The organism is Micromonospora sp. NPDC049107 (assembly GCF_040648595.1).
GTDB lineage: Bacteria > Actinomycetota > Actinomycetes > Mycobacteriales > Micromonosporaceae > Micromonospora.
On the sequence record NZ_JBEZEC010000009.1, the window covers coordinates 68,831 to 93,413 of the forward strand.

27 protein-coding genes and 1 pseudogene are annotated in these 24,583 nt (G+C 73.2%); 14 read left to right on the forward strand and 14 right to left on the reverse strand.

Annotated elements, in window-relative coordinates; all coding sequences use genetic code 11:
• Positions 1-31: 31 nt before the first annotated feature.
• The gene (locus AB0B55_RS22275; RefSeq protein WP_357173421.1) at positions 32-532 is read left to right on the forward strand and encodes a metallophosphoesterase; all 501 of its coding nucleotides are present in this window, start codon (positions 32-34) and stop codon (positions 530-532) included.
• 9 nt (positions 533-541) lie between these two features.
• Here AB0B55_RS22275 and AB0B55_RS22280 read toward each other — a convergent pair whose 3' ends face one another.
• Positions 542-766 (reverse strand): DUF3072 domain-containing protein, encoded by a 225-nt coding sequence (locus AB0B55_RS22280; RefSeq protein ID WP_357173423.1) that lies wholly within the window; start codon positions 764-766, stop codon positions 542-544.
• 96 nt (positions 767-862) lie between these two features.
• Between AB0B55_RS22280 and AB0B55_RS22285 the strand changes: the two genes are divergently transcribed.
• Complete coding sequence (locus tag AB0B55_RS22285) at positions 863-1,801, forward strand: FAD-dependent oxidoreductase (RefSeq protein WP_357173864.1); 939 nt, start codon at positions 863-865, stop codon at positions 1,799-1,801.
• Positions 1,802-1,816: 15 nt separating this feature from the next.
• Here the strand turns inward: AB0B55_RS22285 and AB0B55_RS22290 are convergent, their stop codons facing one another.
• The 3 genes from AB0B55_RS22290 to AB0B55_RS22300 all read right to left on the reverse strand — a co-directional run bounded on the left by AB0B55_RS22290 (position 1,817) and on the right by AB0B55_RS22300 (position 6,086).
• A complete protein-coding gene (locus AB0B55_RS22290) occupies positions 1,817-3,106 on the reverse strand; it encodes a cation:proton antiporter (protein ID WP_357173426.1) in 1,290 nt (429 codons plus the stop codon).
• 107 nt (positions 3,107-3,213) lie between these two features.
• Positions 3,214-3,891 (reverse strand): HAD family hydrolase, encoded by a 678-nt coding sequence (locus AB0B55_RS22295; protein WP_355053431.1) that lies wholly within the window; start codon positions 3,889-3,891, stop codon positions 3,214-3,216.
• Between the two features lie 62 nt (positions 3,892-3,953).
• Complete coding sequence (locus AB0B55_RS22300; RefSeq protein WP_357119765.1) at positions 3,954-6,086, reverse strand: SpoIIE family protein phosphatase; 2,133 nt, start codon at positions 6,084-6,086, stop codon at positions 3,954-3,956.
• A 198-nt stretch (positions 6,087-6,284) separates the two neighbouring features.
• On the opposite strand from AB0B55_RS22300, the gene AB0B55_RS22305 reads away from it, so the two are divergent.
• A complete protein-coding gene (locus tag AB0B55_RS22305; protein WP_357119761.1) occupies positions 6,285-7,148 on the forward strand; it encodes a hypothetical protein in 864 nt (287 codons plus the stop codon).
• Between the two features lie 60 nt (positions 7,149-7,208).
• On the opposite strand, the gene AB0B55_RS22310 is transcribed toward AB0B55_RS22305, so the two are convergent.
• The gene (locus tag AB0B55_RS22310) at positions 7,209-7,562 is read right to left on the reverse strand and encodes a DUF6401 family natural product biosynthesis protein (RefSeq protein WP_357119758.1); all 354 of its coding nucleotides are present in this window, start codon (positions 7,560-7,562) and stop codon (positions 7,209-7,211) included.
• A gap of 160 nt (positions 7,563-7,722) precedes the next feature.
• On the opposite strand from AB0B55_RS22310, the gene AB0B55_RS22315 reads away from it, so the two are divergent.
• Positions 7,723-8,163: a hypothetical protein gene (locus AB0B55_RS22315; protein ID WP_357119755.1), complete on the forward strand. Its 441-nt coding sequence runs from the start codon at positions 7,723-7,725 to the stop codon at positions 8,161-8,163.
• 99 nt (positions 8,164-8,262) lie between these two features.
• Positions 8,263-8,460 (forward strand): annotated as a pseudogene (locus AB0B55_RS22320) (hypothetical protein); the annotation flags it as partial.
• Between the two features lie 222 nt (positions 8,461-8,682).
• On the opposite strand, the gene AB0B55_RS22325 reads toward AB0B55_RS22320, so the two are convergent.
• Complete coding sequence (locus AB0B55_RS22325) at positions 8,683-9,333, reverse strand: TetR/AcrR family transcriptional regulator (RefSeq protein ID WP_357173429.1); 651 nt, start codon at positions 9,331-9,333, stop codon at positions 8,683-8,685.
• 58 nt (positions 9,334-9,391) lie between these two features.
• On the opposite strand from AB0B55_RS22325, the gene AB0B55_RS22330 reads away from it, so the two are divergent.
• A complete protein-coding gene (locus AB0B55_RS22330; RefSeq protein WP_357173432.1) occupies positions 9,392-10,222 on the forward strand; it encodes an SDR family NAD(P)-dependent oxidoreductase in 831 nt (276 codons plus the stop codon).
• 59 nt (positions 10,223-10,281) lie between these two features.
• The gene (locus AB0B55_RS22335) at positions 10,282-10,605 is read left to right on the forward strand and encodes a nuclear transport factor 2 family protein (RefSeq protein WP_357173434.1); all 324 of its coding nucleotides are present in this window, start codon (positions 10,282-10,284) and stop codon (positions 10,603-10,605) included.
• 106 nt (positions 10,606-10,711) lie between these two features.
• On the opposite strand, the gene AB0B55_RS22340 is transcribed toward AB0B55_RS22335, so the two are convergent.
• Complete coding sequence (locus tag AB0B55_RS22340; RefSeq protein ID WP_357119743.1) at positions 10,712-10,921, reverse strand: hypothetical protein; 210 nt, start codon at positions 10,919-10,921, stop codon at positions 10,712-10,714.
• A gap of 157 nt (positions 10,922-11,078) precedes the next feature.
• Here AB0B55_RS22340 and AB0B55_RS22345 point away from each other — a divergent pair, with 157 nt between their 5' ends.
• A complete protein-coding gene (locus AB0B55_RS22345; protein ID WP_357119740.1) occupies positions 11,079-12,350 on the forward strand; it encodes an MFS transporter in 1,272 nt (423 codons plus the stop codon).
• Here the strand turns inward: AB0B55_RS22345 and AB0B55_RS22350 are convergent.
• The 4 genes from AB0B55_RS22350 to AB0B55_RS22365 form a co-directional block, all read right to left on the reverse strand.
• On the reverse strand, positions 12,305-12,556 hold the full coding sequence (locus AB0B55_RS22350; RefSeq protein WP_355053421.1) for a hypothetical protein: 252 nt from the start codon (positions 12,554-12,556) through the stop codon (positions 12,305-12,307). The two genes, AB0B55_RS22345 and AB0B55_RS22350, sit on opposite strands and share 46 nt — an antisense overlap.
• Positions 12,557-12,664: 108 nt before the next feature.
• Positions 12,665-13,126 (reverse strand): SRPBCC family protein, encoded by a 462-nt coding sequence (locus tag AB0B55_RS22355; RefSeq protein WP_357119737.1) that lies wholly within the window; start codon positions 13,124-13,126, stop codon positions 12,665-12,667.
• Between the two features lie 47 nt (positions 13,127-13,173).
• Complete coding sequence (locus AB0B55_RS22360) at positions 13,174-13,590, reverse strand: DUF2795 domain-containing protein (RefSeq protein ID WP_007458076.1); 417 nt, start codon at positions 13,588-13,590, stop codon at positions 13,174-13,176.
• A gap of 82 nt (positions 13,591-13,672) precedes the next feature.
• A complete protein-coding gene (locus tag AB0B55_RS22365) occupies positions 13,673-14,650 on the reverse strand; it encodes a YihY/virulence factor BrkB family protein (protein WP_357119734.1) in 978 nt (325 codons plus the stop codon).
• A gap of 178 nt (positions 14,651-14,828) precedes the next feature.
• On the opposite strand from AB0B55_RS22365, the gene AB0B55_RS22370 reads away from it, so the two are divergent.
• Positions 14,829-15,230 carry a ChaB family protein gene (locus AB0B55_RS22370; protein ID WP_357119731.1) on the forward strand — a complete coding sequence of 134 codons (402 nt, stop codon included), beginning with the start codon at positions 14,829-14,831 and terminating at the stop codon, positions 15,228-15,230.
• 66 nt (positions 15,231-15,296) lie between these two features.
• Here AB0B55_RS22370 and AB0B55_RS22375 read toward each other — a convergent pair whose 3' ends face one another.
• The gene (locus tag AB0B55_RS22375) at positions 15,297-16,730 is read right to left on the reverse strand and encodes an aldehyde dehydrogenase family protein (protein ID WP_357119728.1); all 1,434 of its coding nucleotides are present in this window, start codon (positions 16,728-16,730) and stop codon (positions 15,297-15,299) included.
• A 72-nt stretch (positions 16,731-16,802) separates the two neighbouring features.
• Between AB0B55_RS22375 and AB0B55_RS22380 the strand changes: the two genes are divergently transcribed.
• Positions 16,803-18,413 carry an NAD(P)/FAD-dependent oxidoreductase gene (locus tag AB0B55_RS22380; protein ID WP_357119725.1) on the forward strand — a complete coding sequence of 537 codons (1,611 nt, stop codon included), beginning with the start codon at positions 16,803-16,805 and terminating at the stop codon, positions 18,411-18,413.
• Between the two features lie 121 nt (positions 18,414-18,534).
• Here the strand turns inward: AB0B55_RS22380 and AB0B55_RS22385 are convergent, their stop codons facing one another.
• Both AB0B55_RS22385 and AB0B55_RS22390 read right to left on the reverse strand, forming a co-directional pair.
• Positions 18,535-19,302, reverse strand: coding sequence for a polyprenol monophosphomannose synthase (locus tag AB0B55_RS22385; protein ID WP_355053415.1), 768 nt, complete (start codon positions 19,300-19,302; stop codon positions 18,535-18,537).
• 141 nt (positions 19,303-19,443) lie between these two features.
• Entirely contained in the window at positions 19,444-19,890 is a 447-nt protein-coding gene (locus AB0B55_RS22390) for an SRPBCC family protein (RefSeq protein WP_357119722.1), read from the reverse strand.
• A 200-nt stretch (positions 19,891-20,090) separates the two neighbouring features.
• On the opposite strand from AB0B55_RS22390, the gene AB0B55_RS22395 reads away from it, so the two are divergent.
• Genes AB0B55_RS22395 through AB0B55_RS22410 form a run of 4 tightly spaced genes read left to right on the forward strand, consistent with a single transcriptional unit; the run spans position 20,091 to position 24,572 of the window.
• Positions 20,091-21,719: an HAD-IIIA family hydrolase gene (locus AB0B55_RS22395; protein WP_357119719.1), complete on the forward strand. Its 1,629-nt coding sequence runs from the start codon at positions 20,091-20,093 to the stop codon at positions 21,717-21,719.
• On the forward strand, positions 21,716-22,690 hold the full coding sequence (locus tag AB0B55_RS22400; RefSeq protein ID WP_357173438.1) for a glycosyltransferase: 975 nt from the start codon (positions 21,716-21,718) through the stop codon (positions 22,688-22,690). The genes AB0B55_RS22395 and AB0B55_RS22400 overlap by 4 nt, the downstream gene beginning before the upstream one ends.
• Positions 22,675-23,892 (forward strand): glycosyltransferase, encoded by a 1,218-nt coding sequence (locus tag AB0B55_RS22405; protein ID WP_357119713.1) that lies wholly within the window; start codon positions 22,675-22,677, stop codon positions 23,890-23,892. The genes AB0B55_RS22400 and AB0B55_RS22405 overlap by 16 nt, the downstream gene beginning before the upstream one ends.
• The gene (locus AB0B55_RS22410; RefSeq protein WP_357173441.1) at positions 23,892-24,572 is read left to right on the forward strand and encodes an SIS domain-containing protein; all 681 of its coding nucleotides are present in this window, start codon (positions 23,892-23,894) and stop codon (positions 24,570-24,572) included. The genes AB0B55_RS22405 and AB0B55_RS22410 overlap by 1 nt, the downstream gene beginning before the upstream one ends.
• Positions 24,573-24,583: the final 11 nt, after the last annotated feature.

Consider the following 24,583-nt stretch of genomic DNA (forward strand, 5'->3'; position numbering starts at 1 on the left):
ACGCGGCCCACGTCCGGGAGATGATGCCGGCATGAGGCTGGTGCTCACGGCGGACACGCATCTCCCCAAGCGGGCCCGGGACCTCCCGGAGCAGTTGTGGACGGCGGTCGAGGCGGCGGACGTCGTGCTGCACGCCGGCGACTGGGTCGACGAGTCGCTGCTCGACGCGATGACCGCCCGCGCGCGACGGCTCGTCGCGGTGTACGGCAACAACGACGGGCCGGCGCTGCGCGCCCGGCTGCCCGAGGTGGCCCGCGTGGACCTCGACGGGCTACGGGTGGCCGTGGTGCACGAGACGGGTCCGCGCACCGGCCGCGAACAGCGGTGCGCGGCCCGTTTCCCCGACGTCGACCTGCTGGTCTTCGGGCACTCGCACATCCCCTGGGACACCGTGGCCCCCAACGGGCTGCGCCTGCTCAACCCCGGGTCGCCCACCGACCGCCGCTCTCAGCCACACGCCACCTACATCGAGGCCGAGACGACCCGGGGGAGCCTTACGTCCGTACGCCTGCATATCCTGCCGCGTCGCTGACCAGCGCGCCTACTGGCCCCGGCCCGTCTCGGCCTGGAGCTCGTCGATCCGCTTGGAGGCCTCGGCCTTGGTCAGGTCGTCCGGGAGCGTCGCGTCCGCCTCCCGGGCCAGCGTGGCCAGGTACGACTCCTGGGCCGCCGTGGGCGGCTCGTCGCCGGTGACCCACTCGTCCGGGTCCTTGATCGCGCCGCGCGGGTCGGCCTGATCGTTGCTACGGTCCGTCATCCTCATCATCCTTTCTTCGAACAGGTGTGCCAGTACCCCGATTACCGCCGGTTCATGCCCCCGGACGACGCCTACGATCATCGGATGAGCGTTGACTCGGCGGGCGTGCTGGTGGTCGGGGCGGGCATCGCCGGGGTGGCGTGCGCCGTGGAGCTGACCCGCGCCGGGCTGCCGGTGCGGGTGCGCGAGCGGGGGCACGTCAGTGGCGGCCGGATGGCCAGCAAACGCTTCGACGGTCGCCCCGCCGACATCGGCGCCGCGTACTTCACGGCCAGCGACCCGGACTTCGCCGCCGTGGTCGACGAGTGGCGTGCCGCCGGCCTGGTCCGCGAGTGGACCGACACCTTCTGGGCGTACGACACGAACGGCCGGCACGAGGTGCCCGGCCCGCTGCGCTACGCCGCCCCACGCGGGCTGCGGTCGCTCGTCGAACACCTGGCCCGTCCGATGCCGGTGACCGTCGACCGGTTGGTGCTCGCCGTGGAACCCGGGCCGACGGTCGACGGCGAGGCGTACGACGCGGTCGCCCTGGCGATGCCGGGACCACAGGCGGCCCTGCTGCTCGATCCGGCCCTGGCCGACGCCACCCGCGTCGTGCAGGCGCAGACCTGGTCGCCGACCCTCGCCGCGGTGCTGCGCTTCGGTTCCCGGCGCTGGCCGACCTTCCGTGGCGCGTTCGTCAACGACCATCCGGTGCTCAGTCTCGTCTGCGACGACGGCGACCGGCGGGGCGACGACGCGCCGGTGCTGGTCGCGCACACCGTGCCGGAGTTCGCCGCCGGGCACCTGGCCCAGCCCAGCGCCGCCGGGCCGGCGATCGAGCAGGCCGTCCGGGACCTGCTCGGTCTGCCCGACGAGGCCGCCGACGTGCACGTGCACCGCTGGACGTACGCCAAGCCGACCGGCGAACCCACCGACGTCACCCACCACCTCGACGCCGACGGGATCGGCCTGGCCGGCGACGCGTTCGGCGCACCCCGTGTGCAGAGCGCCTGGCGCTCCGGCCGGGACCTCGGTCACGCGCTCGTCTCCCGCCTCGGCTGAGGAGTCCCGGCGCGCTCAGGAGTGCCCGGCGACGGCCACCGGCTGGGCCTCGGACTCGGACGGGTCCTCGGTGCGCTCGCCCTCGCGGTCCAGCAGCTGCATCACCGGGGTCGCGGCGACGCCGTGCACCACCACGGACACGAGCACCACCAGTCCGACGGTGGCCCACAGCAGCTCTGCCTGCGGGAAGTCCGCCTTCGTGGTGGCGTACGCCAGGTAGTAGAACGAGCCCACCCCACGGATGCCGAACAGCGAGATCACCCAGTGCTCCGCCGGACGACCGGGCGCGCCGCGCAGCGACAACCAGCCGACGACCGGCCGGATCAGGAAGACCAGCGCCAGCCCGACGGCCGCCGCCGGCCAGGTCAGCGGCGCGAGCAGGCCGCCCACGATCGCGCCGCCGAGCAGCAGCAACAGCACCAGGGTGAGCAGCCGCTCGACCTGCTCGGCGAAGTCGTGCAGCACCGAGTGGAACTCGTGGGTCCGCTCGGCGGCCCGGATGGCCCGCGCGGCCACGAACACCGCCAGGAAGCCGTACCCGCCGGCCACCTCCACCAGCCCGTACGCGAGGAACGTGGCGGCCAGCGCCAGGAACCCCTCGGCGTGCCGGGCCAGCCGCAACTCGCTGGGCGCCCGGAAGAACAGCTTGCCGAGCAGCCAGCCGATGAGCAGGCCGCCGCCCACCCCGACGCCGACCTTCCAGAGCACGTCGACGGTGAACCACTCGGCCATCCACGCGCGCGGGGCGAGGCTGGTCGAGGCGATGGCGATGGCCGCGTAGACGAAGGGGAACGCCAGCCCGTCGTTGAGGCCGGCCTCCGAGGTCAGGGCGAAGCGGACCTCGTCCTCGGAGTCCTCCACATCGGTCGGCTCGCCGACCTGCACGTCGGCGGCGAGCACCGGGTCGGTCGGGGCCAGCGCGGCGGCCAGCAGCAGCGCCGCCGCCGGCACCAGACCGGCCCACCACCAGCCGAGCAGCGCCACCGCCGCGATGCACACCGGCATCGCGATGGCCAGCAGTCGCCAGGTGGAGGACCACCGGGCCCAGCTCAACGGTCGGTCGATCTTCAACCCGGCGCCCATCAGGGCGACGATCACGCCGATCTCGGTGAGGTGGGTGGCCAGCTCGGGATGGGCCAGCGGGTCCGGCGTGGGCAGTTCGATCGGAAGGAGGAAGACCAGCATGCCGAGGGCGAGGAACGCGATCGGCATGGACAGCGGTCGGCGCTCCAACACCCGGGGCAGAATGCCCGCGAGCAGGGCGCCCACGCCCACCAACGCGAACGCCACATCTACCGGCTCCACGGACACCACCCTCTCGCCGCACCCGCACGGTGCGGGCAGGTGGCCACAGACCATGCCCCGCGAGACTGGTGGCTATGCGTGTCGACCCGGACGAACCGGAGTGGGGCTCACCTCGGGCGGGTGAGGGGGGAGTCCGCCAGCTCGGCCAGCAGCGCGGCCGGGTCGTCGTACACCGCCACCGCGCCGGCGCCGGCGAGTTCGCCGCGGCTCGTGCCGCCGCAGGTCAACCCGACGCACGGGATGTCGAGCTTGCCGGCCGCCGCGACGTCCCACACCGAGTCGCCGACGAAGACGACCCGCTCGGCGGCCAGCCCCGACTGATCGAGCGCCGCTTCGAGAATGTCCGGCGCGGGCTTGCTCTCCTTGGCGTCGGCCGACGACGTGACGGTGTCCACCACGTCGTCCGCGTTCAGTGCCCGGCGCAGCGCGCCCACCTCGTGCTCGGCGGCGGAGGTGGCGAGCACCACCCGCAACCCGCGCTCGGCGCAGGCGCGCAGCAGGTCCGCCGCCCGGGGCAGCGGCGTCAGCCGTTCCCAGTACTCGGTGTAGAGGGTGTCGTGCGCCTCGCGCAGCTTCGGATCCTCGTCGCGGTCCCGCTCCGGGCCGAGCAGGTGATCCAGCAGCTTGTCCGAGCCCATGCCGATCGAGCGGTGCACGGTCGCCATCGGTACCGGCCGGTCGGCTTGGCGCAGCGCCTCCCACCAGCTCACCGTGTGCAGGTACGTGGTGTCGACGAGCGTTCCGTCGACGTCGAAGAGCACCCCTTGGGGTTGTTCGTTGGCCATGGCCGCACTCCTACCCCTTCGGCGATCGGCTGACTCGCCCCGCACGGGTCGGTGGGTACGACTCAGTGTGGTTCGGCCGGTGGGACGAGGATCTCGAACCAGACCGTCGAACCGCGCACCGACGGATCGGTGCCCCAAGCGTCACTCAGCTCCTCGATCAGGCCCAGTCCACGCCCGCGACTGCTCAACGTGTCGGTACGGGCCCGGGTCACGGTGCCCCGGGTGCCGGAATCGGCGACCGAGACCAGCAGCCGCTCGGGGCTCAGGTCGATCTCCACCCGGGCGGCCGTGCCGGCGTGCAGCAACGCGTTGGTCGTCAGCTCGCTGGTGCACAATACCGCCGCCCCGATCACCGACTCGGGCACCTGCCACTCGGTGAGCTGACCGGTCATCCAGTGCCGGACCCGGCTCGGCGCGGTCGGCTCCGCCGGCATCTCCATCGCCGTCGACCGGCTCGGCTTGAGGGCGTGCTCGACCGCCAGCACCGCCACGTCGTCCTCGGTACCGCCGGCCACCGCCGCGGTCGCCACCGCGCAGAGGGCACGAGGGTCGCTGGTACCGGCCTTGGCCACCGCGTCGCCGAGGGCGTCCATCCCGGCGCTCAGGCTCTGCCTGCGCCGCTCCACCACGCCGTCGCTGAACAGCAGCAGGGTGTCGCCGGGCGGGAACGCGACGGTGACGGTGGTCGGTCGTCCGCCCAGTCCCAGCGGGGGAGCGGCCGGCACCTGCACGTACTCGGCGTGCGTGCGGCCGTCGGGCGCGCACCGGCGGATCAGGGGAGCGGGATGACCGGCGCTGGCCAGGGTCAGTTCCCGCCGCTCGGCGTCGATGACCCCGAACGCCACGGTGACGAACAGTTCGTGGCTGCCGGCCTCCGCGCCGAGGCTGGTCACCAACCGGTCCAGACCGGTCAGCACCGCGTCCGGCGCCGGATCGGCCAGGGCCAGCGCGCGCAGGGCCGCCCGCACCTGCCCCATCCGTGCCGCCGCCTGGACGTCGTGCCCGGCGACGTCGCCCAACACCACGCCGAGCGCGCCGGTGGGCAGCAGGAACGCGTCGTAGAAGTCGCCGCCGGCAGCGTTGCCGTCGACCCCGGGGTCGTAGCGGGCCGCGATCCGCAGCCGGGGCAGGTCGGGCAGGTGCTCGGGCAGCATGCTGCGTTGCAGCAACTGGGCGGTGCCGTGCTGGGTCTCGAACCGCCGCGCCCGCTCGGCGGCCTGGCCGATCAGCTCCGCCGCCGCGGCGAGCAGCGCGCGCTCGGCGGCCGACCAGGAGTGTGCGCCCTGGTAGCCGACCGTCAGCCCGCCCTGAACCACCGACGTGCCCAGCGGGAGCGTGGCCATCGAGCGGATCTTCTCGTCATGCCGGTCCACGGCGGTCTCGCGCAGCGGCTGGCCGTCGCGGATGAACCGGGCCTCGCCCGACCGGGCGGCCAGCGCGACGGGACCTTCCCAGTCGGCCGGCGCCCGCCGCCACAGCGGAGGCAGCCGCTCGTCTGCCTCGTCCATCAACTCGCCGCGCACCCGACGCACCATCCGCCAGCCGCCGCCACCCTCGTCGACCACGAACGCCACCCGGTCGGCGTCGAACATTCCGATGGTGTGGCGCAGCGCGACCCGGGCCACGTCGTCGAGGGTGAGGGTGCCGGCGAGCGCGGCGGCCACCTCGCTGAGACTCTGCAACTGCTCGGTGACGTGAGTGGTTTCGGCGGCCACCGTCAGGATTCCGACGATCTGCCCGTCGCTGTCGCGTACGGCCGAGTGACTGCGGGTGAAGACCACCTGTTCGGCGCCGCCGTTCTCCCCGATCAGGGGGAGCGTGGACTCCTTCTCCAGGAACGGCACACCCTGGCGGTAGGCGCGCTCGATCGCGTCACCGAAGCCGGGCAGGTCCCAGACCTCGGCGTGGACCTCGGCGGCGGGTCGACCGAGGGCGGTCGGATGCTTGCTCCCCAGCAACTCGGCGTAGCCGTCGTTGTAGAGCAGGACCAGGTCGTCGCCGTACGCCAGCGCCATCGGCATCGGCGAGGCGAGGATCAGCCCCACCACGGCCCGGACCGCCGCGTCCCACCCCTCAGGTGGGCCGAGCGCGGTGGCGGACCAGTCGTGGGCGAGCACGGCTGCCGCGCCGGGGCCGGTGGATGCGCCGGGGGCCGGAATTGATGGCGTGGGGACTCGCCCGACCGTTCCTGGCATGTTCGCAGCCTAGCCGGCCGTCGCTCAGCCGCATCCGATCATGCGCGCGGGTCGCCGACACCCCCGGCGCGGTTGCTGTTCGGGCAGGTCAAGGCCCCTGTTTGTCGACTTGTCGGAAAAATGGCAGTGAGCCGCCCGGACTGCCGTACCGGTGGCCGGGTATGCGCCCGGCGCAGTCCACGCGACAGGAGGGACATCATGCTGAAAACCCTCGCGGTGCGGCAGGCCGACATCGGCGACGCCATCGCCGACACCTGGAGGTCGGTGCTGCTCTTCATCCCGAAGGCAGTGGCCTTCATCGTCATCCTCGTGGTCGGCTGGCTTATCGCCAGAGCGGTCCTCAAGATCGTGGATGCGGTGCTGGAACGGGTGCGCTTCGACGAAGCGGTAGAACGCGGAGGCATCAAACGGGCACTTGAGAGAACGAAGTACGACGCCAGCGACATCCTGGCCAGGTTGGCGTACTACGCCGTCCTGCTGTTCACCCTGCAGTTCGCCTTCGGAGTCTGGGGGCCCAACGCGATCAGTGACCTGATCCGCGGTGTGGTGGCCTGGCTGCCGCGCGCGTTCATCGCGATCGTCATCGTGGTGGTCGCGGCCGCCATCGCCAACGCCGTCCGGGATCTGGTCACCGGGGCGCTGGGCGGACTCTCGTACGGCAAGGTCCTGGCGGACCTGACGGCGATCTTCATCATCGCGCTCGGCGTGATCGCCGCCCTGAACCAGGTGGGTATCGCCACCACGGTCACCACTCCGGTGTTGATCGCGGTCCTCGCAACGGTCGCCGGCATCCTGATCGTCGGCGTCGGCGGTGGCCTGGTCAAGCCGATGCAGAACCGCTGGGACGGCTGGCTGGACCGGGCCGCCCGGGAAGCCCAGGCGGTGCAGGAGCACCGGCGGGCCGCCTCGGCGGGGCGCGGCGACATGGAGCGGCAGATGGCCGACCGTGGCGGCGACCGGACCCAGGCCATGCCCCGGGTCGACGAGCAGTCGACGGTGGCCGGCGGACGTGGTACGTACCAGTCCGGAGCGGCCGACGAAACCCAGCAGTACCGCCCGTAACGGGGCGTGATCGTGCGAGGGAGGGCGTCCACGCGGCTCGCGTGGGCGCCCTCCGCGTGCTCAGGAACGGTCGAGCGAGCGGGCCAGCGCGCAGACGGCGACCAGCCGGGCCAGCGGCCACTCCGGCGCGCTCCAGTCCACCGACCCGCGCGGTGGGGCCCACCCGTGCTCCAGGGCGGCGTCGCGTACCCCCTCGGCGTAGCCGGCGAGCGCCGCGGCCGTCAACGGCCGGCGGTCACCGTCCAGGCTGTCGCGGACGGCGGCGGCGTGCTGGTCGACCAGCGCCAGCAGCCCGGGACGCGCGGCGGCGGCCGCGAGGCCGGCGGTGCCCACGGTGACGGTGAGGGCGGCCAGGGTGGACCGCGCCGACTCGACGGCGGTCGGGGAGGCGACCCGGTTGAACGGCACACGCATGGTGACCGAGGCTAACCGACCGGTGATCGACCGACCTCGGCCGCTCGGTGCTTGTGGGTTGTGCCACCGGACGAGCGACGCTGGCCGCGAGGGTTGATCCGGCACAGACGGGGCACCAGGCACTGGACGACGCAGGACGGCGCAGAGTGTGGGAGCGGCGATGGGGCAGCGGGCGGATGGGCCGGACGAGCAGCACCGGCGGCCGGCCGGGGTGAGCGACGAGACGGTCGCCGCGCTGGGCAAGCTCAGCGAGGCGTTGGAGTGCGTCGAACGGGCCCGCGGACACCTCTACTCGCTGCACCAGCTCATCGGGCACGCCGACCTGATGCTCGACGACGCGATCGAGACGTTCCGCGCGGCCGGGCACCACCGGATCGCCGAGCGGATCGACACCGAGCTGCTGGGCCGCAACGTGATCGCCGGCCGGTGGACCTTCCAGATCGTCGAGGACTTCGACGACGGCTACCACGCGCTGTTCCGGGAGCTGGACCAGCAGGCCCGCGACGAACTGGTGGGCGGGCGGCGACACCTCTACGAGGCGGAGATGAAGGAGCGCCGCCGCACCCGGGGCCAGCCGGGGCACGAGGCCCGCCCGGACTGACACTGGACTGGCGGACGCGAATGATGGGGCCTGATGGGCCGGTCCCCGTCATTCACAAGGAGCGTTCGTGGCCCTGGCCGCCGGACTGTTGCGCCGCTTCGGCTGGTGATCGACCGGGCCAGCCAGGACCTGGGCTGGGAGGGCGCGACCCACGGCACCAGCCTTACCCCCGACCGCACGCTGAAGATCGAGCCGGGCGAGACCGAGGTGGTCGCGAGGCTGTTCGTCGCCGTCCCGGCGACGACGTTCGCCGGCACGGTGGGGGCGTTGGAGCCGTGGTTGGCCCGCGTCGAGCCGCCGGCGGTCGGGGTGGACGGTCGGGGCCGGGGCGCTGAGCGGCGGCGGTCGTGCTGGTGAGCGTGATGCCGGTGAGTCATCTAGATGACTCACCGGCATCACACTCACCGGGGTGTTGTCACCGTCGGTCGCATGGCGTGGCGGTCGGAACGCCAGAGTTCGTCCCAGGCCATCGAAGGCCGCCCTACATCATTCTCCACCAAGATCCTTCGAAGACACGGCCTAACGGGCCAGGCGGTCCAGGAGCTCGCCGAGCAGCGCGTGTTCGCCGGGGGTGAGGTCGCCCGGGTCGTCGCCGACCAGCGCACGTAGCGTCAGCGCGGCGCTCGCACGAGTCGCGGGGGCGTCGGTGGGGGCCATGCGCAGGACTCCGGCCAGCGCGGTCTCGCGGACACGTCCGGACAGCTCGAGATCCGGCTCTGGCTGGCTGATCAAGGTGAGCGTGATGCCGACGTTGGCGGCCAACACCTGTTCGGCGGCATCGGCCGCCGGCACCTTGAGTCGGCCCCGGGCGGCGGTCAACCGGTCGCGCAACGCGGCGTGCGCGGGAGCGGTGACGGCGCAGGGCCTTCCCGGCTCTGCGCGGCCGTAGAGCAGCCCGTAGAACGACGGGTGCTCCAGCCCGAACTGTACGTGTCTGTCCCAGCCCTCGCGCAGGTCGTTCAGCGGGTCGCCAGAGTTCTCGATCGCCGTGTACTGGGTGAAGCCGTGGCTCGCCACGGCGTCGATCAGGCCCTGCTTGCTGCCGAAGTGGTGGTACAGCGTCGGGGCCTGCACGCCGGCGCGGTCGCACACCGCCCTGGTGGACACCGTGCCGCCGCTCTCCAGCAGTTCCGCCGCGGCGAGCAGGAGTCGATCTCGTGCGTTCTGCATAGTTGCTACATTAGCTCATGTAGCGCTACATTGCTCGCTATAGCGAAAGGAGAAGTCCATGGGGACTTGGTTCATCACGGGTGGGACGCCCGGCGGGTTCGGCCTCGTCTATGCCGAGGCTGCCCTGGAGCAGGGCGATCAGGTGGTGGTGACCGCGCGTCGGCCTGCTGAGCTGCGGGAGTGGGCTGAGTCCTACGGCGACCGGGTGCTGGTCCTGCAGCTCGACGTCACCGATGCCGACCAGGTGCGTGCGGCGGTCAGGGCGGCCGAGGAGCGGTTCGGCGGGATCGACGTGCTCGTCAACAGCGCGGGCCGTGGCTGGTACGGCTCGATCGAGGGTGCCCCCGACGAGACGATCCGCCGCACGTTCGACCTCAACCTGTTCGCCGTGGTCGAGGTGGTACGCGCCGTCCTGCCCGGTATGCGGGCACGCGGCGACGGTTGGATCGTGAACATGTCGTCGGTGGCAGGCCTCGTCGGCGCGCTGGGGTTCGGCTACTACGCGGCGGCGAAGTTCGCGATCGAAGGACTGTCGGAGACACTGCGCCAGGAAGTCGAGCCGTTCGGCGTGCGCGTGCTCGTCGTGGAGCCGGGAGCGTTCCGCACCAAGGCCTTCGCCTACTTCCAGAACGAGGACGTCAACGAGACCGTCGACGCCTACCTGCCGATGGTCGAGGGCGTCCGGGCGGCGTTCGTGGACCACAACGGAAAGCAGGCGGGAGACCCCGTTCGTGGAGTGCAGGCCGTGATCAGCGCCTTGAACGCACCCGTCCCGCCGAAGCGGATCGTGCTCGGCAACTCCGGCTACGACGCCGTTGTCGCGATGCACGAGAACGCGCTCGCGGAGCTGCGCGCGAACGAGAAGCTCTCCCGTGGAGCGGACTTCTGAGCCTGTCACACACCAGGACGCGCCCGCGTCCTGGCACCCGAGAAGACTGGAGAGAAGAAATGAACGACATCACTCTGCCCAAGGCCGTCGATCACTTCATCACGGCGACCAACGCGCACGATGCGAACGATCTGGCCGCGGTCTTCGGCGACGGGGCCACCGTGCGCGATGACGGGCAGACCTGGACCGGCGAGGCCGAGATCCGCGAGTGGATCCAGGGGCACCTGATCGACCCCAGGGTCGTGCTCACGCCGACCTCGTTCGCCCACGACCGGCTGGTGGCCTCCGGGGACGGTGATTTCCCTGGCGGGCCCCTGTCCTTCGCCCTCGTGTTCGACATCAAGGACGACCAGATCAGCGGCCTTGCGATCGAGCCCGTCTGATTCGTCGCCGGCCGGAACTGCCACAGGGCGGCTCCGGCCGGTGACCAGGAACGGGCAGCCAGCGGCACCAGCAGAGCGCCCCTGGCCGGAAGTGCGGTTGGCCGCTCTACTCGCTGGGGGCGTTGGCGGGCCGACGACGGGCGGCGTCGTCGGCGATGATCACGGTGGCCACCATCAGCGCGACGCAGACGCTGAACAGCCACGAGTCGTCGGAGACGAGCCGGGCCGACACCGGCGCCTGGAGCGCGGCGAGCAGGAAGCCGAGCCAGGCGATGCGGCGCTGACGCGTGGAGAGGATTCCGGAGCCTTGATGCATCCCGAAATTCTTACGCGAACACGCGCGTTTGCCGTCCCCCGATCGGCCGATTCTGACTGAGCTGTCCGCTTTCTCGACCGTCCGGACACCACTTCTTGTCGCAGCGGGCGGGCGCCTTCCGACGACGGTACGGTGCGCTGCGGCAGGATGCTGTCCCATGTCCACCTCGCCCCCGCCACCCCGCGCCGCGCTGCTCCTGCTGGCCTACCTCGCGTTCGTCAGCCTCGGCCTGCCGGACGGCCTGCTCGGCGTCGGCTGGCCGTCGATCCGGGCGGACTTCGGCATCCCGACCGAGGCCGTCGGGTTGCTGCTCACCGCGGGCACCGTCGGCTACCTCACCTCCAGCGTGCTGGCCGGGTTCACGCTGGCCCGCATCGGCGTGGGCGCGCTGCTCGCCGGAAGCACCCTGCTCGCCAGCCTGGCGCTGACCGGATACGCCCTGAGCCCCGGGCTGGCGGTGATCGTGGGCTGCGCGCTGCTGCTCGGGCTGGGCTCCGGCGCTGTCGACTCCGGGCTCAACGCGTACGCCGCCGGCGCGTTCGGTCCGCGCCACATGAACTGGCTGCACGCCTTCTTCGGCCTGGGCGTGGCGATCGGTCCACTGATCATGACAGCGGCGCTGAGCGCCGGACTGGCCTGGCGGTGGGGGTACGGCATCGTGGCCGCCGCCCAGCTCGCCCTCGCCACGGCGTTCGCGCTGACCGTACGCGCGTGGCGACGCCGCGATCCCGCTCCCGGGGCGGACGCGGAAACGTCCGACACCGCCGCGCCGGTCCGGGTGCCGGTCCTGGCCACCCTGCGGCTGCCGGTCGTCTGGTCGGGGACACTGGCCTTCGCGCTGTACGTCGCCATCGAGGTGTCCGCCGGGCTGTGGGCGTTCCTGCTGCTCACCCAGGGGCGCGGCCTGACCGGCGCGGTGGCGGGCGGCTGCGTCTCCGCGTACTGGGGGAGTCTCTTCGTCGGCCGGGTGGTGCAGGGGGTGGTGGCCGAACGGCTCGGGCCCCGGCTGGTGTTGCGGGTGAGCCTGGCGGGCATGGCCGTCGGCGCGGCGCTGATCGCCGTCCCCGGCTCGGCCGTGTTGGCCGTGCTCGGCCTGGTCGTGCTCGGTTTCGCCGCCGCGCCGGTGTTCCCGCTGCTCACCCTCACCACCGCCGAGCGGGTCGGCGCGGCGCACGCGGACCGCGCCATCGGGTTGCAGATCGGTGCCGCCGGTCTGGGCGCGGCGCTCGTTCCGGCGGGCCTCGGCGTGCTGATCAGCAACGTGTCGGTACAGGCGCTCGGCCCGTCCCTGGTGGTGCTCGCGCTGGCGCTGATCGTGCTCTACGAGCTGGGCGCCCGCCGGTCGTCCGGGGACGCCGGGCGGACCGGGCCGCCCGGCGTGGACTATCCGTTGTCCGGTCCGGTACGGCCGGTCGTGGAGGGACGGTAGGCGCGCTCCGGGTCGGTCGGCTCCCGCCCCGGCGCCTCGCCGCCCCGGTCGGCCGCAGCCGGCCCGTGCCCGAAGGCGGCCTCCTCGCCGGCGTCGTTGCCGGTCACGTCGTCAGCCTGCCCGTCGATGCTGGAACCCGCCACGGCGCGCTCCAACTCCTCCAGCGGCAGCCGCTCCTCGTCCCGCCACACCCTGTCGTCCGTCATGCCATCAGCGGTACCCGGGCGCGATGATCGCAAACAGGTGCGCCGCGGCCCGGAACACGACGATGGCCGCCGGGAAACCGGCGGCCATCGTTGATCGCGTACGCCCGATCACGGCTGCGGGCGGTCCACCGAGCCACGCCAGGCGCCGGTCTCCTGACCGCGCCGCTCGATGAACGTCTTGAACCGCTCCAGGTCGCCCTTGGCGCGCCGGTCGACGATGCCGAGCTTGTCGCCAGCCTGCTCGACCACACCGTGCGGCTCGAACTCGAGCTGGAGGGTGACCCGGGTCTTGCTCTCGTCCAGGCGGTGGAAGGTCACCACACCCGCCTGCTGGGTGCCGCCGGTCGAACGCCACGCGACCCGCTCGTCGGGAAGCTGCTCGGTGATCTCGGCGTCGAACTCGCGCTTGACACCGGCGATGTCCACCGTCCAGTGGGTCATCGTCTCGGAGAGCTGCCGGACCTCCTGCACGCCCTCCATGAACTGGGGGAACTCCTCGAACTGCGTCCACTGGTCGTACGCGGTCCGCACGGGTACGGAAACCTCGACGTGTTCGGTAACGCCACTCATCGGTCAATCCTCCTTCGGCCGCTGTCTGTCGGATCGGGGGGCGATCACTACCAGCGGGTTGTCTCGTTCTTGTGGCCGAGCGCGGCCCACACCTCGGAGACCGTCTGGTACTCGGTGCCCTCGGGCAGCCGTTCCAGCGCCGCCACGATGTCGTCGGGCGCCTCGTTCTCCCGCGCGCTGGCGATGAGCACCAACCGGTCGCCGGGCAGCGCGCTCATCGAGATGAACCGGCCGAGCCGGCTGCGCTGCTCCACGTCCGTGGAACTCATCCCCTGCGGGGTGCCGGTGCGCAGGTCGCCCGCCGGGGCCGTGGTGGTCTCCGGCTGGTCCTCACCGGCCGGCTCGGGCACCCGGGACTCGTCGACCCGTGAGCCGCCGGTGCCCGGCCCCTGCACGAGGCCGCTGACCTCCTGGCTCATCTGCTCGTCGATCCTCGGTCCGTGCTTGCTGTTGCCACGCTCCATGCCTTCTGCGCTACCCGGCACCCCGCCCGGTAAACCGGCACCCGGTCACGAACCGGCCCTCGGGCCGGACATCCGGTCCCTTTCAGTCCTCGGCCGGCCTGCGTGGCGGCAGCACCGGATCGTCCGCGTCCCGCTCGCCCGCCTGCAACTGCCGGCCGCGCTGCACCTCGGCGTTGATCTGCACGCCGAGCATCAGGGCGCAGTTGGACAGGTAGAGCCAGACCAGGAACGCGATGGCCGCGCCCAGGCTGCCGTAGGTCGTCTGATAGGTGGCGAAGTTCGCGACGTAGAAGCCGAAACCGAAGGACACCACCGCCCAGGAGAGCAGGGCCACCGCGCCGCCGGGGGTGAGCCAGCGGAAACGGGGTTGGCGCACGTTCGGGGCGATCCAGAACAGCAGGGACAGCAGCACCATCATCACCAGGGCGAGCACCGGCCACTTCGCGACGCTCCACACCGTTCGCGCCAGACCACCGGCGTTGATCAGGTCGCCGACCGCGTCGGTGACCGGGCCGCTGACGATCAGAGCGAGGGCGACCACCGCGAGCAGCACCAGCGTCACGGCGGCCAGGCCGATCTGCAACGGCCGCAGCCGCCAGACCGGCCTGCCCTCGGTCACCCCGTAGATGGCGTTGGAGGCGCGGGTGAACGCACCGATGAAGCCCGACGCGGACCACAGCGCGCCGAGCAGACCGAAGCTCAGCAGCACCTTGGCGTTGCTCTGCTGGACGACCACCGAGCGGATCACCCCGACCACGCCGCCGTCGTCGTCGGCCACCACCGAACCGGCACCCACCTGCTTGGCCAGGTCGACAACCGTGTCGAGGGTCCGCTCGCCCGAGGAGACCAGGCCGACCAGGGCCACCACCACGATGGCGGACGGAAAGAGCGCCAGCACCCCGTAGTAGGTGAGCGCGGCGGCCCAGTCCGAGCAGTTGTCGTTCACGAAGTTCTGCACGCTGCGGACCAGCACCCCGCGCCACGTCCGCCAGCTCAGTTGCCGGATCCGCCGGGGAATCCCCGAACCGGTGAGTGTCGTGCCGGGATCCGTGGTCGTCATGCCCGCTCCCTGTGCCCCGGCCACCGGATGACCGGTCGTCCGGTCTGGCCTGGACCGGCCGGTACCCAGGGCGGGAAATCGACAAACCCGCTCGGCGGCCCGCCGACGCCGCTAGGGTTTGCCGCCGCGCTCGCGGGGAACGGACACAGTGACTCTGTCGATGCATCAGGAGGACGAGATGCCCGCGCGCGAGGACATGCCCAGCACGCTGCGACGCTCCTCGGACAAGGCGCAGCGCACCTGGGAGAAGACCCACGACTCGGCGGTGGAGACCTACGGCGAGGGCGAGCGGTCGCACCGTACCGCCTTCGCGGCGGTGAAGCACCAGTTCGAGAAGGTGGGCGACCACTGGGAGCCCAAGGGTCGTAAGGGCCCGAGCGACCGCCAGGCCGCCGGTGGAGGCCCCGAGCGGCGTGCCCCTACCGCCGGTGGGGTGGACGCCAACGCCAGCAAGGACCACCTGATGTCGGTGGCCCGCAAGCTGGACGTGCCGGGCCGGTCCAGCATGACCAAGTCGGAGCTGGTCACGGCCATCGAGAAGGCCAACGACCGGGCGACCCGCAAGGCTCGCGGCGACTGACCCACGCGCAGCGTGGCACGGGGCGGACGCGCCACCCCTGCGTCCGCCCCGTGCCGCTTTGACCGCTCACCACCGCCCGCCGCCGGGCGCCTCGATGTGCACCGCCTTCGTGGCCGTGAACTCGTCCAGCAGCTCCGGGCCGTAGCCGAAGCCCTGCCCGCTGGACCGGCGCGGATGCGCGGCTCCGCCCGGCGCCCCACCGAACACCGCGTTGACCTTCACGGTGCCCACCGGCAGCTCCCGCCAGGCCCGCTGCGCGTGGCTCATCGACGCGGTCAGCACCGTGGCCGCCAGCCCGTACGGGGAGTCCGCCGCACAGGTCAGCGCCTCGTCGAACGAATCGACCACCACCACCGGGGCGACCGGCCCGAACGTCTCCTCGCGTACCAACGCCATGTCGTGCCGGCAGTCGGCGACCACGGTGGCCGGGTAGTACGCGCCCGGTCCGTCCGGCAGCTCCCCGCCGGTGCGTACCCGCGCGCCGGCCGCCACCGCCGCCGTCACCTGTCCGTGCACGTGGTCGCGGTGCCGCCGGTCGACGAGCGGGCCCAACTCGGTGCCCGGGTCGCGCCCCGGCCCGACCCGCAACGCGTCGGCCCGGCGCACCAGCGCCGCCACGAAGTCGTCGGCCAGGTCGCGATGTACGTAGATCCGCTCCACCGCGACGCAGATCTGCCCGGCGTTGGCGAACGCGCCGAGCGCGGCCTGTTCCGCCGCCCACTCGGGGTCGACACCCGCATCGACGATGAGCGGGTCGCTGCCGCCGTTCTCCAGCAGCACCTTCGCGCCGGTGCCGGCAGCGGCGGCGGCGATCTTGCGCCCGGTGGCGGTGGACCCGACGTGCGCGATCACGTCCACGTCCTGCGCGGCCAGCGCCGCGCCGACCTCCGGGCCGCCGGTGAGCAGGGACAGCACGCCCGCCGGCAACGCCCCGTCCAGGGCCCGGGCCAGCAGCCAACCCGTCGCGGGCGTCCGCTCGCTCGGCTTGTAGAGCACCACGTTGCCGGTGACCAGGGCCGCGCCGAGCAGCCCGCACGAGACCGCCACCGGGTCGTTCCAGGGGGTGATCGCGGCGACCACGCCGCGCGGCTGTGGAGTCATGAAGTCCACCGCGTCGGTCGCGCCGTGCAACGTCCGTCCGCCGCGCAGCGGCGCGAGTTCCGCGTACTGTCGCAGGGTGCCGATGCCCGCCTCGACGCCGCCGCGGGCGTCCGCGAGTGGCTTGCCCATCTCCGCGGTGACCGCCGCCGCCAGCTCGTCGGTGAGCGCCGCGACCGCGTCCGCGGCCCGGTGCAGGGTCGCCGCCCGCTCGGCCGGCGCGGTCGCCGCCCACTCGTCGGCCGCCTCGCGTGCCGCCTGGGCCGCCTTGCCGACCTCGTCGGCCGTGGCGACCGGCGCCGAGGTGACCGGTTCGCCGTCCGCCGGATCACACACGACCAGCTCGCCGCCGGACCCGCCCGCGCCCCACACCCCGCCCACCAGCTGCGCAACCGTGTACATGCGGCGCTGGATGCCCGGGTCCCGGCGAGACAAACGCGTTTCGCCCGGTTGCGCCCCGGGTAGGCGGGTCGGATGACTACCACCGGCGCGCAGGGCGCGGACGCCGTCGTCATCGGCGCCGGGCACAACGGCCTGGTCGCGGCGAACCTGCTGGCCGACGCCGGGTGGGACGTGGTCGTGCTGGAAGCGACCGCCGTACCCGGCGGCGCCGTCCAGTCGGCCGAGGTGACCGCGCCGGGCTATCTGAGCGACCTCTACAGCTCGTTCTACCCCCTCGGGTACGCCTCGCCCGTGCTCAACGGCCTCGACCTGGGCCGCCACGGGTTGTCCTGGCGGCACGCCCCGGACGTGCTGGCGCACCTGCTGCCCGACGGGCGGGCCGCGGTGATCAACCGGGACCCGGACGCCACGGCCGCCTCGTTGGAACAGTTCGCCCCCGGGGACGGGAAGCGCTGGCTGAACGCGTACACGGACTGGCTCGAGGTGGCCGAGCCGATGTTGACCGCGATCACCACGCCGTTCCCGCCGGTACGCGGCGGACTGGGTCTGCTGCGCCGGCTGCGGGTCGCGGGAGCGCTGCGGCTGGCCCGCCGACTCGTGGTGCCGGTGCGCAAACTCGGCGACGAGCTGTTCGACGGCGAGGGGGGCCCGGCGCTGCTCGCCGGATGCGCCCTGCACACCGACCTGTCCCCCGAGGAGGCCGGCTCCGGCGTGTACGGCTGGCTGCTGGCCATGCTCGGCCAGCAGGTCGGCTGGCCGGTGCCCGACGGCGGCGCGCGGCGGATCACCGACGCGTTGGTGGACCGCCTCGCCGAACGCGGCGGCCGCATCCTGTACGGCGCGCGCGTCGACCGGGTGCTCACCGCGCGCGGCCGGGCGATGGGCGTACGCACCGAGGGCGGCACGCTGTGGCGGGCCCGGCGGGCGGTCCTCGCCGACGTGCCGGCGCCCGCCCTCTACCTCGACCTCGTCGGTGCGGCGGTCCTGCCGTCGCGGCTCGTGGAGGACCTGGCGCACTTCCGGTGGGACGGCTCGACGCTGAAGGTGGACTGGGCGCTCTCCGCCCCCGTCCCGTGGACCAACCGGGCGATCGCCGGGGCCGGCACGGTGCACCTCGGCGCGGACCTCGACGGGCTGACCCGCTACGCCGGCGAGCTGGCCCGGGGTGAACTGCCCCGCGACCCGTTCCTGCTGGTCGGGCAGATGTCCGTGGCCGACCCCAGCCACTCGCCGCCGGGCACCGAGTCGCTCTGGTCGTACACCCACCTGCCGTTCCGGCGGAACTGGCGGGCCGAGGACATCGCCGAACACGTGCAGCGTATGGAGGACGTGCTCGAAGCGGCGGCCCCGGGTTTCCGGCAGCTCATCGTGGGCCGGCACGTGGCCGGACCGGCCGACCTGGAGAAGGGCGATCCGAGCCTGGTCGGTGGCGCGCTGGGCGGGGGCACCGCCGCCGCGTACCAACAGTTGTTCCTGCGCCCGATCCCCGGCCTGGGCCGCGCGGACACCCCGGTGGACCGGCTCTTCCTGGCCAGTTCGTCGGCGCACCCGGGCGGTGGGGTGCACGGCGCGCCGGGCGCGAACGCGGCCCGCGCGGCCCTGGCCCGCGACCGCGCCCTAACCGGCACCGCCTACAAGGCGGCCGTAACCACAGCCCACCGAGCGATCTACCCCCCCACCTGACGCGGTGATCAAGAGGTTTGCGTCACCGGCGGGCCGGATTCTGACGCAAACCTCTTGATCGACGCGGGGGGAGAGGGGGGGAGGGGGAGGGGGAGGGGGAGGGGGAGGGGGTTAGGGGGGGTCAGGGGGTGATGTTGCGGTGCTTGCTGCGTAGGCGGAACGGCATCAGGGCGCTCTCGACCTTGGTCGCGGTGGTCATCTTGGAGACGCCGTCACGCCGCTCCTCGAAGCGGATCGGGACCTCCAGGATGGTGTGCCCCAGCTTGGTGGCCAGGTAGTGCATCTCCACCTGGAAGCTGTAGCCGTTGGACTGCACCCGGTGCAGGCCGATGTCCTTCAGCGCGTCGGCCCGCCAGATCTTGAAGCCGGCGGTCAGGTCGCGGATGCGCACCCGCAGCAGCGTGTGCACGTAGAGGTTCGCCCAGCCGCTGAGCGCGCGGCGGTACAGCGGCCAGTTCTCGTCCAGCTCGCCGCCCGGCACGTACCGGGAACCGATCACCACGCCCGCCTGGGTGGAGAGCAGCGCGCCCAGCATCCCGGGCAGCGCCTCCGGCGGGTGCGACAGGTCGGCGTCCATCTGCGCCACGAACTCGGCCCCGCCCTCGAGCGCCCGGGTCATCCCGTCGACGTACGCCCGACCCAGGCCCTCCTTGCCGGCCCGGTGCATCACCTCGATCCGCTCCGGGTACTCGATGGCCAGCTTGTCGGCCACCTCGCCGGTGCCATCGGGGGAGTTGTCGTCGGCGACGAGGATGCGCAGCCCCGGCAGCGGCAGCGCGAGCAGCCGCTCGACCAGCGCCGGCAGGTTGCCCGCCTCGTTGTAGGTGGGCACGACGACTGTCAGGTGTACGTCTCGCCACGGCGACGGCAGCTGGACGGGCTCGATCATGTCGGACATCCTCGGTTTGCGGACACGGCTACCCCAGAGGGTAGCCAGTTGCCCGACCCGGATTGAAAAGGCTCCCCGTGGGTCCGGCCCCCCGCAGGTGGCGGCGCGCTCAGCGCGGGCGGCGGCGCACCACCGTCCGCGTCACTGCGGGCCCCTCTGCCGGGTGGCGATGTCGGAGAGCCGGGCCAGCGTCTCCCGGTTGCGCAGGTGCAGCACGAGGTCGTTGGCCTTGTTCCGGACCCAGCGCAGCGGACCGGCCGCGAAGTCCTCACCGAGCCGGACGCGGGTGGCGCTCCCGTCGACCGGTTCCAGGGTGAACGCGACGATCGCCTCCCCGGCCGGCCACAGCCCGGCGCGCAGCACCAGCCGGTGCGGCGGCTCGCACACCAGCACCGTCGAGGCGTCCTGCAACGAGAACGGCCACGGGCCGGCCCGGTGGTGCAGTTGGCTGCCCACCCGGGGCCACGCGTCGTCCACGTCGCGCACGTGCGCCGTACCGACCACCCAGTCGCTGTACGTCCACCCGTCGGCCAGCACGTCGAACACCTGCTGCGGGGGAGCGTCGATCACTTTCTCCACTATCGCCACTGGACTCCCATACCCCTGCGGTGACGGAGGCTAACGAGCCGGCGGGTTAGCTTCTTCCGGGCGGCGGGTAAGGCCGACCGGGGCACCGCCGGTGGCGTTGGCCCACGGCGCCGACGACGACGTTTACTCCTTCGGGCGCCGGGAACCCGCCGGCTGTGCGACAGGACCAGGAGGATCCGTATCAGCGCAGGTCAGCCCGGGTGTACGCCGGTGCTGGCCGGGTTGGTCGCGGGCCTGCCGCACCGCACGGTGGCGTCCTGTACGACGCGGTGCTGCTCGACCGCGACGGCACCCTGATCGAGGACGTGCCGTACAACGGCGACCCGGAGAAGGTACGCCCGCTGCCGGGCGTCCGCGCGGCGCTGGACCGACTGCGGGCCGCCGGTCTGCGCCTCGCGGTGGTGACCAACCAGTCCGGCCTGGCCCGGGGCTACTTCGACGAGGCGCAGATGCGGGCGGTACACGCCCGCGTCGAGGAGCTGCTGGGCGGCTTCGACGCCTGGCTGGTCTGCCCGCACGACGACGCCGACGGCTGCGACTGCCGCAAGCCGTCGCCCGGCCTGGTGCACGCCGCCGCCCGGCAGTTGGGCACGAGCGCGTCGCGCTGCGTGCTGGTGGGCGACATCGGCCGTGACGTGGGCGCGGCGCTGGCCGCCGGAGCGGCCGGGGTGCTGGTGCCCACGCCGGTGACCCGCCCGGAGGAGATCGCCGCCGCCGGCTGGGTGGCGCCGGACCTGCCGTCCGCGGTCGACGAGATCCTGCGCCGCCAGCGGGCCATGCAGCCCGCGCGAACCGCCGACGCAGTGGGCACCGCGCTGGTGGTGCGCTCCGACTCGGCCGGGGACGTGCTCGTCACCGGGCCGGCGATCCGGGCCGTCGCGGCCGGCGCGCGACGGGTGGTGCTGCTCTGCGGACCACGTGGGCGTGCCGCCGCCGAGCTGCTGCCCGGCGTCGACGAGATCATCGAGCACCCACTGCCGTGGATCGACCCCGCGCCGACGCCCGTCGACCCGGACGACATGCGACGCCTGACCGCCCGGCTCGCCGCCGTCGGCGCGGACGAGGCGGTGGTGTTCACCTCGTTCCACCAGTCGGCCCTGCCGCTGGCGTTGCTGCTGCGGATGGCCGGGATCACCCGGATCGCCGCGATCAGCGACGACTACCCGGGCGCGCTGGTGGACATCCGCCACCGGGTGCCGGCGGGTGTCCCCGAACCCGAGCGGGCGCTCTCCCTCGCCGCCGCAGCCGGTCACCGGTTGCCGGCCGGCGACGAACCCGTGCTGCGGCTCCGCGACGACGCCGTGGCGTCCCGCCCGGCCGCTGTCGGTGACCCCGGCTACGTGGTGCTGCACCCGGGCTCGGCCGCGTCGAGCCGGGCCTGCCCGACCGAGCTGGCCGCCCGCATCGCCGGGGCGCTCAGCGCGGCCGGGCATCGCGTGCTGGTCACCGGCGGGCCCGACGAGCGGACGGTGACCGCCCGGGTCGCGGCGGCGGGCGGCACCGACCTGGGCGGTACGACCGACCTGGCCGGACTGGCCGCGCTCGTCGCCGACGCCGCCGCCGTGGTGGTCGGCAACACCGGGCCCGCGCACCTGGCCGCTGCCGCCGGCGTACCGGTGGTGAGCCTGTTCGCGCCGACCGTCCCCTTCGGGCAGTGGGGTCCCTACCGGGTGCCCACCGTCCGGCTCGGCGACGCGAGCGCGCCCTGCCGTGACACCCGGGCGGCGGCCTGCCCGGTCCCCGGCCACCCGTGCCTGAGCGGCGTCGACCCGGCCGAGGTGGTCGAGGCGGTACGGACCCTGACCGCCAGCGGTGGTGGCGTCCGATGAACATCCTGCTCTGGCACGTGCACGGCTCCTGGACGACGTCCTTCGTGCACGGCAGTCACCGCTACCTGATCCCCACCACGCCCGACCGGGGTCCGTACGGCCTCGGCCGGGCGCGGACGTATCCGTGGCCGGACAGCGCCGTCGAGGTGGCCCCCGACGACCTGCCGGACGCCGACGTCGACGTGGTCGTCCTGCAACGCCCCGAGGAGATCGACCTGGCCGAGCAGTGGCTGGGCCGGCGTCCGGGTCGCGACCTGCCCGCCATCTACGTGGAGCACAACACGCCCAAGGGCGACGTCCCGCACAGCCGGCACCCGATGGCCGACCGTGACGACCTGCTCGTCGCCCACGTCACCGGGTTCAACCAGATCTTCTGGGACACCGGCGCGACCCGCACCGGCGTCGTCGACCACGGCATCGTCGCGCCGGCCGTGTCGTACACGGGTGAACTGGACCGGCTCGCCGTCGTGATCAACGAGCCGGTGCGGCGGGGACGGGTCACCGGCACCGACCTGCTGCCGCAGTTCGCCGAGATCGCGCCCCTGGACGTGTTCGGCATGGGCGTCGCGGGCCTCGCCGACCACCTCGGACTGCCCGCCGACCGGCTCACCAGCCACGACGACGTCCCGCAGGACCGGATGCACGCCGAACTGGCCCGCCGGCGGGCGTACCTGCACCTGTGCCGCTGGACCAGCCTGGGGCTCAGCCTCATCGAGGCGATGGCGATCGGCATGCCGGTCGTCGCGCTCGCCACCACCGAGGCGGTCACCGCCGTGCCCCCGGAGGCGGGGGCCCTCGCCACCCGGATGGACGTCCTGCTCGACGCCGCCCGCCGGTTCATCGCCGAGCCGGCGGCCGCACGTCAGGCCGGCGTGGCGGCCCAGGCCGCCGCGCGCGACAGGTACGGCCTCGACCGTTTCCTCGCTGACTGGGACCGGCTGCTGGAGGAGGAAGTATGCGGATCGCGATGATCTCGGAGCACGCCAGCCCGCTCGCCATCCTCGGAGGGGAGGACGCCGGCGGCCAGAACACGCACGTGGCCGAGTTGTCCGCCGCGCTCGTCGCCGCCGGGCACGACGTACGGGTCTACACCCGCCGCGACGCCCTCGACCTGCCGGTGACCGTCCGCGCCCCGGACGGGTACGACGTGGTGCACGTGCCCGCCGGCCCGGCCGAGCCGCTCGCGAAGGACGCGCTGCTGCCGCACATGCGCGAGTTCAGCCGGTGGCTCGTCGAGCGGTGGCGGGGCGGGGACTGGACGCCCGAGGTGATCCACGCGCACTTCTGGATGAGCGGCCTCGCCGCGTTGACCGCCGGCCGGCAGGCCGGCGTGCCGGTGGTGCAGACGTACCACGCGCTGGGCACGGTCAAGCGCCGCCACCAGGGCGTGCAGGACACCAGCCCGGCCCGGCGCATCGCCTACGAGCGGGAGCTGGGCCGCTCGGTGGACCGGGTGGTCGCCCAGTGCCGCGACGAGGTCGGCGAGCTGGTCCGGATGGGGGTGCCCCGGAACCGCATGGTGGTCGTGCCCTCCGGCGTCAACCTCGCCTCGTTCGCCCCGCTCGGGCCGGCCGCCGACCGGGAGCCGGGCCGCGCCCGCATCCTCACCGTGGGCCGGCTGGTCGAGCGCAAGGGCTTCCAGACGGTCGTCCGCGCGATGGCGCTGGTGCCCGACGCGGAGTGCGTCGTGGTGGGTGGACCGCCCGAGGGGCTGCTGGAGACCGACCCGTACGCCCGGCGGCTGCGGGCCCTCGCCGAGTCGTGCGGGGTCGCCGACCGGGTGCACCTGGTCGGCGCGGTGCCCCGCGAGGAGATGGGCCGCTGGTACCGCTCCGCGGACCTGCTGGTCGCCGCCCCCTGGTACGAGCCGTTCGGCCTGACCCCGCTGGAGGCGATGGCGTGCGGCGTGCCGGTCGTCGGCACCGCCGTGGGCGGCATCCGCGACACCGTCGTCGACGGTACGACCGGTGACCTCGTGCCGGCCCGCGACCCCAACGCCCTCGCCGCCGCGATCCGGGGACTGCTCGACGACCGGATCCGCCGCTTCCGGTACGCCACGGCGGCCCGCGAGCGGGCCCGGTCGCGCTACTCCTGGGAGGCCACCGCCGAACGCCTCGCCGAGGTCTACAACGAGGTCGCCGCCGTACGCCGGCCGACCCGGGTGGTGGCCTGATGGCGACGGTCAGCCCGCTCGAGGAGCACCTGACCAACCTCGCCGCCGCACTGGACCCGTACCGCCGGTGTGAACCGCAGTTGGCGCGCTGGGGCGCACACCTGGCGCACCGGCTGGCCGGCGGCGGACGACTGCTCGTCGCCGGCAACGGCGGCAGCGCCGCCGAGGCCCAGCACCTCACCGCCGAGCTGGTGGGCAAGCTGCGCGACGACCGCCAGCCCCTGTCGGCGATCGCCCTGCACGCCGAGACCAGCGCGGTGACCGCCATCGCGAACGACTACGGCTACGCCGACGTCTACGCCCGTCAGGTCCGCGCCCACGGCCGACCCGGCGACGTGCTGCTGCTGCTCAGCACCAGCGGCGTCAGCGGCAACCTGCTCAGCGCCGCGCACGCGGCGCGCGACGCCGGGCTCACCTCCTGGGCGCTCACCGGACCCGCGCCCAATCCCCTCGCGGACGCCTGCGACGAGGCGCTCGCCGTGTCGTCGGCCGACACCCAGGTCGTCCAGGAGCTGCATCTCGTCACCAGTCACCTGATCTGCGAGTACCTCGAGAAGGAACTGCCCGCGGCGCTGGCCGCCGTGGAGCCCGCGACGACCGGTCGGCTCGCGTCCGAGCCGGTACGCACCGGGGTCGAGGTCGTGCTCGACGGCCCGACCGCACAGCAGATCGACGCGTGAGCATGAGGAGG

Coding starts and splice junctions, on each gene's coding strand:
- AB0B55_RS22275 (WP_357173421.1), top strand. CDS start 32: ATGAGGCTGGTGCTCACGGCGGACACGCATCTCCCCAAGCGGGCCCGG.
- AB0B55_RS22280 (WP_357173423.1), bottom strand. CDS start 766: ATGATGAGGATGACGGACCGTAGCAACGATCAGGCCGACCCGCGCGGC.
- AB0B55_RS22295 (WP_355053431.1), bottom strand. CDS start 3,891: ATGGCCAACGAACAACCCCAAGGGGTGCTCTTCGACGTCGACGGAACG.
- AB0B55_RS22300 (WP_357119765.1), bottom strand. CDS start 6,086: ATGCCAGGAACGGTCGGGCGAGTCCCCACGCCATCAATTCCGGCCCCC.
- AB0B55_RS22305 (WP_357119761.1), top strand. CDS start 6,285: ATGCTGAAAACCCTCGCGGTGCGGCAGGCCGACATCGGCGACGCCATC.
- AB0B55_RS22310 (WP_357119758.1), bottom strand. CDS start 7,562: ATGCGTGTGCCGTTCAACCGGGTCGCCTCCCCGACCGCCGTCGAGTCG.
- AB0B55_RS22315 (WP_357119755.1), top strand. CDS start 7,723: ATGGGGCAGCGGGCGGATGGGCCGGACGAGCAGCACCGGCGGCCGGCC.
- AB0B55_RS22325 (WP_357173429.1), bottom strand. CDS start 9,333: ATGCAGAACGCACGAGATCGACTCCTGCTCGCCGCGGCGGAACTGCTG.
- AB0B55_RS22330 (WP_357173432.1), top strand. CDS start 9,392: ATGGGGACTTGGTTCATCACGGGTGGGACGCCCGGCGGGTTCGGCCTC.
- AB0B55_RS22335 (WP_357173434.1), top strand. CDS start 10,282: ATGAACGACATCACTCTGCCCAAGGCCGTCGATCACTTCATCACGGCG.
- AB0B55_RS22340 (WP_357119743.1), bottom strand. CDS start 10,921: ATGCATCAAGGCTCCGGAATCCTCTCCACGCGTCAGCGCCGCATCGCC.
- AB0B55_RS22345 (WP_357119740.1), top strand. CDS start 11,079: ATGTCCACCTCGCCCCCGCCACCCCGCGCCGCGCTGCTCCTGCTGGCC.
- AB0B55_RS22350 (WP_355053421.1), bottom strand. CDS start 12,556: ATGACGGACGACAGGGTGTGGCGGGACGAGGAGCGGCTGCCGCTGGAG.
- AB0B55_RS22355 (WP_357119737.1), bottom strand. CDS start 13,126: ATGAGTGGCGTTACCGAACACGTCGAGGTTTCCGTACCCGTGCGGACC.
- AB0B55_RS22360 (WP_007458076.1), bottom strand. CDS start 13,590: ATGGAGCGTGGCAACAGCAAGCACGGACCGAGGATCGACGAGCAGATG.
- AB0B55_RS22365 (WP_357119734.1), bottom strand. CDS start 14,650: ATGACGACCACGGATCCCGGCACGACACTCACCGGTTCGGGGATTCCC.
- AB0B55_RS22370 (WP_357119731.1), top strand. CDS start 14,829: ATGCCCGCGCGCGAGGACATGCCCAGCACGCTGCGACGCTCCTCGGAC.
- AB0B55_RS22375 (WP_357119728.1), bottom strand. CDS start 16,730: ATGTACACGGTTGCGCAGCTGGTGGGCGGGGTGTGGGGCGCGGGCGGG.
- AB0B55_RS22380 (WP_357119725.1), top strand. CDS start 16,803: ATGACTACCACCGGCGCGCAGGGCGCGGACGCCGTCGTCATCGGCGCC.
- AB0B55_RS22385 (WP_355053415.1), bottom strand. CDS start 19,302: ATGATCGAGCCCGTCCAGCTGCCGTCGCCGTGGCGAGACGTACACCTG.
- AB0B55_RS22400 (WP_357173438.1), top strand. CDS start 21,716: ATGAACATCCTGCTCTGGCACGTGCACGGCTCCTGGACGACGTCCTTC.
- AB0B55_RS22405 (WP_357119713.1), top strand. CDS start 22,675: ATGCGGATCGCGATGATCTCGGAGCACGCCAGCCCGCTCGCCATCCTC.
- AB0B55_RS22410 (WP_357173441.1), top strand. CDS start 23,892: ATGGCGACGGTCAGCCCGCTCGAGGAGCACCTGACCAACCTCGCCGCC.